This is a genomic window from Micromonospora sp. NPDC005806 (assembly GCF_042871425.1).
Lineage (GTDB): Bacteria > Actinomycetota > Actinomycetes > Mycobacteriales > Micromonosporaceae > Micromonospora.
In genome coordinates, this window is sequence record NZ_JBIAIL010000031.1 from 76,441 (window position 1) to 88,420 (window position 11,980).

Sequence of the window (11,980 nt, forward strand, 5' to 3'; positions counted from 1 at the left end):
CGGACAGCACGCCGCGCCGGCCTCCGACAATTTCCCGACATGTCCCGCCGAACCGGGCTTGACCTGCCGTAACGTCCGATCCGGTCCGGACGGCTGAACCTCCCCGTCACATGATCGGAACGTTCGGGCCACGCTCCGGATAGGCTGCGGACATGCCAGGCACCGTCGGACGGGTTCCCACGCCGTCAGCCCCCACCCCCGACGGGCCCACGACTCCGGGAACCGCCACGTCCGGCCGGGCCGCCGCCGTGCTGTCCCATCCGTGGGCCGGCACCGCGCTCGGCGCGCCCGAGGGGTGGGACGCGGCCCTGCGCGCCGTGATCGACCTGGTGCTCGCCTCACCCGTGCCGATGGCCCTGCTCTACGGTGACGACCTGGTCCTGCTCTACAACAACGGGTACGCCGAGCTGATCGGCGCCCGGCACCCGGAGGCCCTCGGTCGGCCGGCGGCGGAGGTGTTCGCGGACGTCTGGCACGAGCCGGGCGCCGGGGAGGTGCTGCAGCGGGCGTACCGGCGGGGTGAGCCCTTCCTGGAGCGGGAGGCGGTGCTGCCGATCGACCGGCACCGGGGCGGCGCCGAGCCGGCCGTGTTCACCCGGGGCTACTCGCCGGTCCGGGACAGCGCCGGGAAGATCGTCGGCGTGCTCACCGTGGCCGCGCAGACCACCCAGGTCACCCAGCAGCTGCAGAGCCTGAGCGACGTCGCCGCCGCGCTCTCCGGCACCCTCACCCTGGACGACGTCGCCCGGGTCACCCTGCGCTACTGCCTGCACTCATTCGACGCCGACCGGGTCTCCTTGGCGATCGACGAGGGGACGGCCTGGCGGATGGCCCGGCGGGTGCGCGGGGAGCTGCTGGACGAGGCCGACGAGCGGCTGCCGCCGCTGTGGCGGCGGATGCCGCCCGACTCGCCCGTGCCGACCGTGGTGACCGCCCGCAGCGGCGTGCCCTCCTTCACGGCCGACGGGCAACCGCTGCGCGACACCGCGGCGGACCGGCACGACGAGAAGGTCCGGGCGCTCGCCACCCTGCCGCTGCGCTCGACGGTGATCCAGGGCGCGCTGACCGTCGGCTACCAGGCCCCGCACCTCTGGTCCCCGGCGGAACGCGCGCTGCTGGCCGCCTCGGCCGAGCTGATCAGCCAGGCCGCCGAGCGGGCCCGCCGCTTCGAGACCCAGCACGGCACGGCCCAGCTGCTCCAGCGCAGCATGCTTCCCGAGCAGCTGCCCGACCTGCCCCGGCTGCGCATCGCCGCCCGGTACGACCCCGGTGTGGACGGCAACGCGGCCGGCGGCGACTTCTACGACGCGTTCGTGCTGCCCACCGGTGCGCTCGGCGTGGTCCTCGGCGACGTGGCCGGGCACGACGTGCAGGCCGCGGCCAGGATGGGCCAGGTACGCGCCGCGCTGCGCGCGCTGGCGCTCACCGACCCCCGCCCGGACGCGGTGCTCGCCGGCCTGGACCGGCTGGTCGCCAGCCTCGGCGTCGAGGGCGGCACGCAGGAGCTCTTCGTCACGGTGGTGTTCGGGGTGATCGAGTCCGACCGGGAACGGATCACCCTGGCCAGCGCCGGCCATCCCGCCCCGCTGATCCGGCGCGCCCCGGTCGACGGCGCGCCCGCGGCGGAGTACGTGGAGGTGCCGCCCGGGCCGCCGCTCGGCCTCGGTTGCCAGCCACGCACCACCACCGTGCCGTTCCGCCCGGGCGACACCCTGCTGCTGTACAGCGACGGGGTGGTGGAGCGGCGCTGGCAGGACCTGGCTTCCGGCCTGTCCGGGCTGGGCGCGGCGGTGACCGGGGCGAGCAGCGGAGATCCCCGGGCGCTCTGCGCGGTGGCCACCGCCGCCGTGCCCGGCGCGACCGAGGACGACGTGGCGGTGCTCGCGGTGGAGCACGCGGTGCGGCCGAGCCGGTCGGCCAGCATGGCGGTGCCAGCCGAGCCGACCGCGCCGAGCCGGGTCCGGCACTGGATGACCGCCCAGCTCAGCGAGTGGCAGGTGCCCGAGGGGGTGATCGGCGCGGCCGTGCTGTGCACCAGTGAGTTGACCACCAACGCGTTGCTGCACGCCGGCACCGCCGCCCGGGTGGAGATCGACCTGAGCGCGGAGCGGCTGCTGGTCTCAGTGGCCGACTCGGGCAGCCGAGGCCAGGTGACCCGGGCGCAGACCGACACCCTGAGCAGCCGGGGCCGTGGCCTTGGTCTGATCGAGGAGCTCAGCGACGCCTGGGGCACCGACCCGACGGTGCGCGGCTCGACGGTCTGGTTCGAGATCCTCCTCCCCGCCGGCTGAGTCGCGCGTCGGCGCCGACGCGGCAGGGTAGAAGGGGAGCCATGCCTACCGACAACCGCTGCGGCGTCCTCTTCGACGTGGACGGCACTCTGGTCGACACCACGTACCTGCACACCGTCAGCTGGTGGGAGGCGTTGCGCCAGGACGACCGCCCGGTGTCGATGGCCCGCATCCACCGGGCCATCGGGATGGGCTCGGACAAGCTCCTCGACCACCTGCTCGGCCCAGAACGCGACCGGAGCGGCGACGCCAGGCTGCGCGACGCGCACGACGCCCGCTACGCCGAGTTCTGGGAGCGGCTGACCCCGCTGCCACGCGCGGTGGACCTGCTGCGCGCCTGCGCCGCGCGCGGGCTGCGGGTGGTGCTCGCGACCTCGGCGGCCGTGCACGAGGTGGCCGCCCTGCGGGCCGCGCTCGCCGCCGACGACGTGATCGACACGGTCACCTCCTCGGCCGACGCGCAGGAGAGCAAGCCGGCGCCGGACATCCTGGTCGCCGCGCTGGACCAGTCCGGCCTCACCGCCGAGCGGGTGGTGTTCGTCGGCGACTCGGTCTGGGACGTCGCGGCGGCCGGCAAGCTGGACATCCCCTGCATTGGCCTGGCCTGCGGCGGCACCAGCCGGGCGGAGCTGGCCGGGGCCGGCGCGGTGGCCGTTTACGACGACCCGGCCGCGCTGCTCGACGGTCTCGGCGACAGCGCCATCGCGGCGCTCGGCTGACGGGCGGGCGACGCGGTGACCGACCCTACCCGGGACAAGCCGGACACCCAGGCATAGCGGACCGGAGTGCGGGGCACTGGTGACCACCTGGCCGCGCCGCGGGCGGCGGGAAGGGTGGTGCCGTGGAACCGGTGGATGTCGCGTTCGCCATGCTGGGCGTCGGTGCGTTGCTGGCGGGGATCCTGCCGCGCCTGCTGGAACGCCGGCCGCTCTCCCTGCCGATCGCCTTCCTCGGGCTCGGCATGCTGGTCTTCCTGCTCCCCACCGGGCTGCCCTCGCCGGACCCGCTGCGCTGGCCGGAGCTCACCACCCACCTCACGGAAATCGGCGTGATCGTGGCGCTGATGGGCGCCGGGCTGAAGATCGACCGACCGCTCAGCTGGGCCCGCTGGTCGTCGACCTGGCGGCTGCTGGCCGTCGCCATGCCGGTGTGCATCGCGGCGGTGGCGTTGCTCGGCTGGTGGTGGGCGGGTCTGGTGCCGGCCGCGGCGCTGCTGCTGGGTGCCGCGCTCGCCCCGACCGACCCGGTGCTGGCCTCCGACGTGCAGGTGGGCGAGCCGACCGACGTCGAGGACTCCGAGGACGAGGTGCGCTTCGCCCTCACCTCTGAGGCGGGGCTGAACGACGGCCTGGCGTTCCCCTTCGTGTACGCGGCCATCGCGATCGCCACCACCGGCCTCGCCCCGCGGGACTGGCTGGCCCACTGGATCACCGTCGACGTGGTCTGGAAGCTCATCGTCGGCGTGAGCGGCGGCCTGCTGGTCGGCTGGCTGCTCGGCAAGCTCTTCTTCCGCGCGCCGAGCGAGCTGCGGCTGGCCCGGCACGCCGAGGGCTTCCTGGCGCTGGCCGCGACCTTCCTGGCGTACGGGCTGGTGGAGGTGGTCGGCGGGTACGGCTTCCTGGCCGTCTTCGTGGCCGCCCGGGCGATCCGCGCCGCGGAACGGACCCACGAGTTCCACTCGGTGCTGCACGACTTCGCCGAACAGGTAGAACGGCTGCTCACCGTGCTGTTGCTGCTGCTACTCGGGGGCGCGGTGATCGGCGGGCTGCTCGCCCCGCTGACCTGGCCGGCGGCCCTGGTGGGGCTGGCCCTGGTCTTCGTGATCCGGCCGCTGTCCGGCTGGCTGTCGCTGCGCGGCGCCTCGGGCCGCCCGGCCGAGCACTGGGTGATCGCGCTGTTCGGCATCCGCGGCGTCGGCTCGTTCTACTACCTGGCGTACGCGACCAGCCGGACCGACTTCCCGCAGGCCGAGCTGCTGTGGGCGACCGTCGGGCTGGTGGTGGTCGTGTCGGTGGTGGTGCACGGCATCGCGGCCACGCCCGTGATGCAGCTGTTGGATCGTGAGGGCGAGCGGACCCGCCAGCCCTCAGCGCGAGGCCGGACGGACGAACCCGCCCTGGGCGGCGTCCGGGGCTGACCGGGGCGCGGGCACGCGCCCGCCGGCCCGGCCGGCGGGCAGCTCCAGGCGGGCCCGGACGGTGGTCACCCCGTCGACGACCCGCACGTCCACCAGGTCGCTGAGCCGCTGCACCAGCAGCAGGCCCCGGCCCCGGATGCTCGCCACGGTAGGCGGGATCCGGCCGGCGAGCGGGTCGCCGAGTTCCCCGGGCCCGCTCACTTCGCAGACCACCTCCCCCGCGGCGGCCCAGCACCGGGCGGTGGCCGGGCCGGTGCCGTGGGTCAGCGCGTTGGACGCCAGCTCGGTGACGGTGATCCGCAGGTCGTCGACCCGCTCCCCGCCGAGCCCGGCGGCCTCCGCCGCCGCGGCCACCGCCGCCCGCAGCGCCCCGAGGCCGGCCGCGTCGATCGGCACGGTCACCGCGTCGCCGGGCGGCGGGGGCAGCGGGCGCGCCAGCTGGTTCAGCACCGCCCGGGGCGGCCGGTAGCCGGCGCTGGGCCGCGCGGCTCCGCCGCTCCAGAGCCAGGGGTGGGTGCGTTCGGCGTCGGCGAGCGCCGCGTCGGGTAGCCGGGACCGGTCGAACAGGCAGCGCGCGGTGAGCGGCTGGTCGGCCAGGCCGAGGTTGATCATCGCCTCGTGCTCCACGCAGTGCCGGTACACGGCCGGCCGCCGACCGGACCAGAGCGACTCTTCGAGGACCCGGACCCGACGGCCGGGGAACCGCCGGACGAGGCCGCACAGCGCGGTCGGGATGATCGTCGCCGGGTTGTGTCCGATGACCGCCATGTCGGCGATCTCCACCCCGTCGAGCGGGTCGAGCAGGCGCCGGACCAGCGGGATCCGATGACCGGGCACGGCGACCAGCACCGGCTCCCCGGCGGACCGGCCGGCGACGACGAACTCGTGGACCGCGTCGAGGTGGTCCGTGTCATGGTCGTAGAAGAGCGCGTCGTGGTGCAGCCCACCGTCGGGGAACGGCGACCGGGCGACCCCGGTCATGCCGCACCTGGCCGACTGCCGGCGCCCGTCACCTCGCGTACACCTCCGGGACGAACCATACCCGTCGGTAACGGCGCGCCTGCACCCAGTGGCAATGATCAGCCATGGTCCGCAGCCAGCCGGGCGGCCAACGCCCGGCCGAGGTCGCGGCCGGAGCGCCAGGCGCTCTGCACCCGCGGCCGGCCGAACGCGTCCCCGGCCAGTCCGATCCCGTCGTCGTCCAGGTGGTAGGTCCCGTCGCCGCCGGCGGCCGGCTTGGCGTACGCCCAGCGGTGCACGTGCGTCAGCTCGGCCGGATCGGGCAGGCCGAGCAGGTCACGGACGGCCTGCTCGATCGCCGGGCCGGCGGCGGCGGGCTGGAGCAGCTGCGCGGCGGCGAACTCGGCGGTGGTGTGCGCGACCAGCACCGGCGCCGCGTCGCCCCGCCGGTCGCCGTCGTCGCAGACCAGGCTGAGCACCGGGTGCCCGTTGACGAAGGCGCCGCGGAAGTCCGGCCAACGGCGGGCCGGGAAGCGCAGCACACCGGTCAGCGCCGACGACCAGCGCTGCGCGGCCACCGCCCGGGTCGTCACCGCCAGCGCCGGGTCGAGCAGCAGGGCGGCCTGCGGGCCCGGCATCGCCAGCACCACCGCCGCGGCGGCCCGGCCGTCCACCCGGGGGCCTGGTTCGACGGTCATGACCAGCCGGTCGTGCGCCACGGTGAGGTCGCCGGCCAGGTGTTCGACCAGCGAACGCAGCCCGCTCGGGGCGGCCCAGCGGGTCGGGCCTGGCGCCTCGCGCCGCCCGTCCGGCCCGTACGCGACGAAGGTGTCGGTCCACTCCCGGGCCAGCCCGGCGGCCCGCCAACCCTCGACCACCGCCGCGAAGTCAGGGTCGTCGACGGTGAGGTAGGCCGCGCCCAGGTCGGCCGGGCGCCCGTCGAAGCGCTTGCTGGCCATTCGCCCGCCGGTCACCCGGGCCCGTTCCCGGACCTCCACCGGAATGCCGGCCCGGACCAGCTCGTTGGCGCACGCCACGCCGGCGATGCCCGCGCCGACCACCACCACGCCCGCCCGGTCCGCAGTCACCCGATGATGGTATGGGCGGGCCGGCATGAGGGGCGCGAGACCCGGGTAGCGGTACACCTGTTCGAGGAGAGGTGATCATCATGGCCGAGCGCAGCAACGCCAGGCGGGTCGACGGCAACCCGGACGCCGCGGTCAAGGACCCGGACGAGTGGGTCACCGGTGACGAGCCGCCGACCGCTGCCCAGGAGTCGTACCTGCACACCCTGGCCCGGGAGGCGGGCGAGGAGGTGCCCGAGGGGCTGACCAAGGCGGAGGCGTCCCGCCGGATCGACGACCTGCAGGCGGAGACCGGCCGGGGTCGGTGAGTCAGCGCGGGGGCAGGCGGTGCAGCTCGACCCGGTCGAGTCGCCCCGCCGCCACCCGCGTGGTCAGATAGGTCGCGTGTGGCTGGGCCCGCCGGTCGGTGGGTGAGCCGGGGTTGAGCAGGCGCAGCCCGCCCGGGGCGACGCTGTCCCACGGGATGTGGGAGTGCCCGAAGACCAGCAGGTCGCAGTCGGGGAACCGCGCCGCGCAGCGGGCCTCCCGCCCGGTCTTCGGCCCGGTCTCGTGCACCACCGCCACCCGCAGCCCGGCCAGCTCGACCCGGGCCACCTCGGGCAGCCGGGCCCGCAGCTCCGGCCCGTCGTTGTTGCCGTACACCCCCACCAGCCGGCGGGCCCGGGCCGCCAGCGCGTCCAGCAGCGACACGTCCACCCAGTCCCCCGCGTGCAGCACCACGTCGGCGGCGTCGATCGCCGTCCACAGCGGCGCGGGCAGGTCCCGCGCCCGCTTCGGCACGTGCGTGTCCGCGACGACGAGCAGCTCCATCTCCCGATCCTCCCCCGCCCGGGGTCGACGCCGGACCGGCGACACCCGGGTGGTGAGCTTCGTGGAGACCAGCCGCGCCCGGCCCAGCCGGGCGAGGTGCTGCGTACGGCGGTCGCCTAACCGGGGTCAGGCGCCCTGGCCCTGGTTCTGCATCAGTCCACCGTCCATGAAGTACGTCGACCCGGTCACGTACTCGGCGTCGTCGCTGGCCAGGAAGACGGCGAGCTTGGCGATCTCCTGCGGCTGCGCGGCCCGCTTCCAGGGGATGCTCTGCACCTGCTCCTCCAGATACTTCGGGTCGTCGATGGCCCGCTGGTTGAACGGGGTGAGCACCATGCCGGGACCGATGTTGTTGACGTTCATGTGCATCGGCGCGACCTCCAGGGCGAGGCTCTTGGCGAGCTCCAGCATGCCGCCCTTGCTGGCGTCGTAGTCCGCGCCGCCGGCCCGGGCCACCTCCTGGTGGATGGAGGTGATGTTGATGATCCGCCCGCCGCCGCCCTGGTCCCGGCGGTGCCGGACGAACCGGCGGCAGCAGAAGAACATGCCGTAGAGGTTGGTGCGGATGCACCGGTCCCAGGTCTCGGTGTCCAGGTCGGCCACCGGGATGCCGGAGGCGTCCACCCCGGCGTCGTTCATCAGGATGTCCAGCCGGTCGAACTCGGCGAGGGCCTCCTCGAACATCGCCTTGACCTGGTGCTCCACGCTGATGTCGCCCTGCACCACCACGGCCCGCCGGCCGGCCTTCTCGATCTCGGCCTTGGTGTGGTTCGCCCCGGCGTGGTCGTGCAGGTAGTGCACCACCACGTCGGCGCCCTCGCGGCCGAACTCGATGGCGGTGGCCTGGCCGATGCCCGAGTCCGAGCCGGTGATCATGGCGGTCTTCCCCGCCAGTCGTCCGGTCATCTACGTACTCCTTCCGTGGTTGCCGTACTGCTCGGCACGGGCTCGCGCTCGACGCGGCCGGCGAGCCGCTCGGCGGCTTCGGTGAGCCGGCCCGCGGCGATGATCAGGCCGATGTGCGAGAAGGCCTGCGGGAAGTTGCCGACGGGTTCGCCGGTGGTCTGGTCGATCTGCTCGGCGTACAGCCCGAGGTCGTTCACCCGGGCGGCGAGCTGCGCGAAGAGTCGATCGGCGCGATCCACCTCGCCGGCCTCCGCGAGGCAGCTGACCAGCCAGAACGAGCAGATGACGAAGCCCGCCGGGTCGTCGTCCCAGCGTCGCAGCAGCCCGTCGCGGGAGAGCCGGCGTTCGACGACGTCCATGGTGGACCGCATCCGGGGGTCGTCCGCCGGCAGGAAGCCGACCAGCGGCATGATCAGCACCGAGGCGTCGAGGTTGTCCGAGTCGAAGGCCCCCGTGTATGCGCCGAGCCGGTCGTTCCAGCCCCGGGTGAGCACCTCCCGGCGGATCTCGTCCCGGGCCGCCGTCCAGCGGGCCACGTCGTCGGTGTCGCCGATCCGTGATCCGAAGCGGACCGCCCGGTCCAGCGCGCTCCAGCACTGCACCTTCGACGACAGGTAGTGCCGCTCGGTGTCCCGCGCCTCCCAGATTCCGGAATCCGGCCGGCGCCACTCCCGCGCCGCCTTGTCCGCGATGTCGTGCAACAGGTGACGGACATCGGGCGACATCGGGTCGAGGTAGTACCGCATCAACCAGGCGGCGTCCAGGACCGCGCCGAGCACGTCGTTCTGCCGCTGCCGCCACGCGTCGTTGCCGACGAGGACCGGGCGGCTGTCGGCGTACCCGGTGAGGTGGTCGAGGGCGTGCTCGGTGAGGTCCCGCTCCCCCTGCACGCCATACATGATGGGCACCGGGTCGTCGCCGATCCGGCCCATGGCCCGGGCCACCCAGCTGAACTGCCGGTTCGCCTCGTCCGGGCAGGCCGCCAGCCAGAGCGCCTGCAGGGTCAGGCTGAAGTCGCGGAGCCAGACGAAACGGTAGTCGTAGTTGCGGTCCCCGCCCAGTTGCTCGGGCAGTGACGTGGTGGCCGCCGCCACGATCGCCCCGCTGGGCTGGTACGTCATGCCCTGCACGACGATCGCGCTCCGCCGCACCTGGTCCCGGTACCGGCCCTGGTACTGGTCACGATGCAGATCGGACCAGGAACGCCACCCGGTGACCGCGTCGGCCACCACCTGATCGGCGTCGGGAACGGCGGGCAGGCCGCCGCCGTAGGTCTCGGCGTACCCGAGCGTGAAGTGGTGCGTGGTGCCGGGCCGGGCGGTGAACCGTCCGGTGGCCTCGCTTTCGCCGACGTCCAACGGCACGTTGGCGCGGAGGCTCAACCGGCAGTTACCGGCGGTGCCGTGGATCTGCCCGTCGGATTCGACGAGGTACGCGCTGACCCGCCCGTACTCGAAGCGGGGCTGGTACTCCATCCGCATCGGGACTTCGCCGGTGAGCCCCTCGACCAGCCGGGCGAGGACGCGAGGTGAGCGCAGCCCGATCTCGTGGCCGCGCGCGTCGGGCTCCAGCGCCAGGGCGTCGGTCACCGCCACCGAACCGGTCCCGGTGGTGAATACGGTACGCAGCACGAGAGTGTCGTCCAGATAGGACCGCTCGCTGGTGAAATCGTCCTCCGGGCGGATGGCCCAGTGCCCCGCGCGATCGTCGAGCAGCCGCGCGAAGACGGAGGGCGCGTCGAAGCGCGGCGGGCACCACCAGTTCACCGAGCCGGCCCGGTCGACCAGCGCCGCGGTGTGGCCGTCCGCCAGGAAGCCGTGCTCGGCTATCCGTCCGCTGTCCACGCGACGGGCTACCCGGCTGCACCGGTGGCATGCACTCACTGCGCCCGGCAATCCGTCCCCGCCGGGGGACCCACGGGCCTTTCGCCGGGCGTCATCCGGATGCGTTACCGCCCGACGAGGGTGGGAACCCGGGCGGTTGACGAAGGAGGATGCTCATGACCAGACCCTCGACTCCGACCGCGGCCTGGCGACCCGGAATGCCGGGCGGCGACAACCTCCCGTCCGGTCCGGGCGGTCGTCCGGCCGCCCCGAGCGGGGACGGACACGGGCCGCAAGCGGGTCCACCGAGCGTGACGATCGGCTCGTACCCGGACTATCCGTCCGCCCAGCGGGTGGTGGACTATCTGGCCGACAACCGCTTCCCGGTGGAACGAACCTCGATCGTCGGGACCAACCTCACCCTGGTGGAGACGGTCATGGGCCGGATGACCAACGGCCGGGCCGCCCTGGTGGGCGCCGGTACGGGCGCCTGGTTCGGGCTCTTCATCGGCCTGCTCTTCGGCATCTTCACCGCCGGCAGCTGGATCGCGGTGATCCTGGCCGGTCTGGTGATCGGTGCGATCTGGGGTGCCGTGTTCGGCGCGGTGGCCCACGCGATGACCGGGGGGCAGCGCGACTTCACCTCCGCCAGTTCCCTGCGGGCCAGCCAGTACGCGGTGACGGTGGAGGCTGACGTGGCCGAACAGGCCCGGCAGCTGCTCGGTCGGATGCACCTCACCCCGACCGGCGCGACCGCCCGCTGACCTCGGCGATCCCGTCGACGCCCCGGTGCGCCCGTCGCACCGGGGCGTCGCCGCGTCAGTGGTACGCCAGTTCGCCGGCCCGGATCGGCACGTCCACGCGGTTCTCCGGCGGGGCGAGCGGGCACGCCCAGCGGTCGTCGTACGCACAGCTGGGGTTGTAGAGGTAGTTGGCGTCCAGCCGGACCCGGTGCCCGGGCAGCACGGTCAGGCCCCGGCCGAAGGTCCCCTTGACGGTGTCGGTGAGGTAGCGCCCGCCGCCGTAGGTGTCGACCCCGCAGGTGGCGTCGCGCACCGGCACGAAGAGCCCACCCCCGTACGCCTCGATCCACCACAGGGTGAGCGGACCCCAGGGCGTGTCGGCGACGGCCACCCGCCGGTACCGGACGACCCCGTCCGGCCCGCCGGTGTCGATGCTCTCGGTGCCCGAGGCCGGCCGCAGCGGCGCCTCGACGACGGCGGCCGGGTCGGGCGGATACCAGCGCAGCCCGGTGAACCCGGGCCGGTCGGCGGCCGGCAGCGGGCTGCACGGGTGCGTGCGGAACAGGTCGTCCCGGGCGGCCCGGAACCCCGTCACGTCGAGGTCGGAGAGGTGCAGCCGGGCCACCCGCTCCCGCCAGTCGAGCAGGTCCAGATCATCCACCCCCCGACCCTAGCCCGCTCGCCCGCAGTCCTTCGATTCAGATTTGAAAACCACCACCGTCAGGTACTTCTGTCGCGCCGCTCACACCCTCCTGGAAGAGCTTGTTTAAATTTTAAATAGTGCTAGTCTCCTAACCATGACGGAGAGCCTGGACAGCGAGCGGATGGCCGCCTGGCGCGCGTACATCGAGGCGAGCCAGCGACTCTTCACGCAGCTCGAGGACGACCTGCGCGCGGACAGCGAGCTGAGCTTCGCCGACTACCACGTGCTGGTGCTGCTCTCCGAGGCACCGGGGCAGCGGCTGCGGATGGGCGAGCTGGCCAGCCGGCTGGTCTTCTCGCCGAGCCGGCTGACCTACCAGATCACCTCCATGCAGAAGCGCGGTCTGGTGGCCAAGGAGGCCTGCCCGGGAGACCGCCGTGGCAGCGAGGCGGTGCTCACCGCCGCCGGCCTGCTCACGCTGCGCGAAGCCGCGCCGCACCACCTGCGCTCCGTGCGCACCCACCTGATGGACGACCTCGACGACGCCGAGGTCGCCGGCCTCACCCGGGTCTTCGAGCGGCT

At 73.9% G+C, this 11,980-nt stretch carries 12 protein-coding genes; 6 read left to right on the forward strand and 6 right to left on the reverse strand.

The genetic code is table 11. From position 1 onward, the window contains the following. The first annotated feature begins 152 nt into the window (after positions 1-152). The 3 genes from ACFYOS_RS26715 (at position 153) to ACFYOS_RS26725 (ending at position 4,428) form a co-directional block, all read left to right on the forward strand. Positions 153-2,291 (forward strand): SpoIIE family protein phosphatase, encoded by a 2,139-nt coding sequence (locus ACFYOS_RS26715; RefSeq protein WP_387147162.1) that lies wholly within the window; start codon positions 153-155, stop codon positions 2,289-2,291. A gap of 41 nt (positions 2,292-2,332) precedes the next feature. Next, positions 2,333-3,010 carry an HAD family hydrolase gene (locus ACFYOS_RS26720; RefSeq protein WP_387147165.1) on the forward strand — a complete coding sequence of 226 codons (678 nt, stop codon included), beginning with the start codon at positions 2,333-2,335 and terminating at the stop codon, positions 3,008-3,010. Positions 3,011-3,132: 122 nt separating this feature from the next. Further along, positions 3,133-4,428, forward strand: a complete 1,296-nt coding sequence (locus ACFYOS_RS26725; RefSeq protein WP_387147168.1) for a cation:proton antiporter — start codon at positions 3,133-3,135, stop codon at positions 4,426-4,428. Here the strand turns inward: ACFYOS_RS26725 and ACFYOS_RS26730 are convergent. Next, positions 4,378-5,409 carry an anti-sigma factor RsbA family regulatory protein gene (locus ACFYOS_RS26730; RefSeq protein ID WP_387147171.1) on the reverse strand — a complete coding sequence of 344 codons (1,032 nt, stop codon included), beginning with the start codon at positions 5,407-5,409 and terminating at the stop codon, positions 4,378-4,380. The genes ACFYOS_RS26725 and ACFYOS_RS26730 overlap by 51 nt on opposite strands. Before the next feature lie 98 nt (positions 5,410-5,507). After that, positions 5,508-6,455 (reverse strand): NAD(P)/FAD-dependent oxidoreductase, encoded by a 948-nt coding sequence (locus tag ACFYOS_RS26735; RefSeq protein WP_387147197.1) that lies wholly within the window; start codon positions 6,453-6,455, stop codon positions 5,508-5,510. A gap of 101 nt (positions 6,456-6,556) precedes the next feature. Between ACFYOS_RS26735 and ACFYOS_RS26740 the strand changes: the two genes are divergently transcribed. Next, the gene (locus tag ACFYOS_RS26740) at positions 6,557-6,781 is read left to right on the forward strand and encodes a DUF3072 domain-containing protein (protein ID WP_387147174.1); all 225 of its coding nucleotides are present in this window, start codon (positions 6,557-6,559) and stop codon (positions 6,779-6,781) included. A 1-nt stretch (position 6,782) separates the two neighbouring features. On the opposite strand, the gene ACFYOS_RS26745 is transcribed toward ACFYOS_RS26740, so the two are convergent. The 3 genes from ACFYOS_RS26745 to ACFYOS_RS26755 form a co-directional block, all read right to left on the reverse strand. Next, positions 6,783-7,283 (reverse strand): metallophosphoesterase family protein, encoded by a 501-nt coding sequence (locus ACFYOS_RS26745; protein WP_387147177.1) that lies wholly within the window; start codon positions 7,281-7,283, stop codon positions 6,783-6,785. Positions 7,284-7,409: 126 nt separating this feature from the next. Further along, positions 7,410-8,189 (reverse strand): SDR family oxidoreductase, encoded by a 780-nt coding sequence (locus ACFYOS_RS26750; protein ID WP_387147179.1) that lies wholly within the window; start codon positions 8,187-8,189, stop codon positions 7,410-7,412. Continuing rightward, the gene (locus tag ACFYOS_RS26755; RefSeq protein WP_387147182.1) at positions 8,186-10,033 is read right to left on the reverse strand and encodes a glycoside hydrolase family 15 protein; all 1,848 of its coding nucleotides are present in this window, start codon (positions 10,031-10,033) and stop codon (positions 8,186-8,188) included. Before ACFYOS_RS26755 ends, ACFYOS_RS26750 begins: the two co-directional genes overlap by 4 nt. Before the next feature lie 155 nt (positions 10,034-10,188). On the opposite strand from ACFYOS_RS26755, the gene ACFYOS_RS26760 reads away from it, so the two are divergent. Next, a complete protein-coding gene (locus ACFYOS_RS26760; RefSeq protein WP_387147184.1) occupies positions 10,189-10,776 on the forward strand; it encodes a general stress protein in 588 nt (195 codons plus the stop codon). A 55-nt stretch (positions 10,777-10,831) separates the two neighbouring features. Here ACFYOS_RS26760 and ACFYOS_RS26765 read toward each other — a convergent pair whose 3' ends face one another. Then, the gene (locus ACFYOS_RS26765; protein WP_387147186.1) at positions 10,832-11,416 is read right to left on the reverse strand and encodes a DUF1684 domain-containing protein; all 585 of its coding nucleotides are present in this window, start codon (positions 11,414-11,416) and stop codon (positions 10,832-10,834) included. 136 nt (positions 11,417-11,552) lie between these two features. Here ACFYOS_RS26765 and ACFYOS_RS26770 point away from each other — a divergent pair. Beyond that, the coding region (locus tag ACFYOS_RS26770; RefSeq protein ID WP_387147188.1) for a MarR family winged helix-turn-helix transcriptional regulator at positions 11,553-11,980 on the forward strand (428 nt) is incomplete at its 3' end.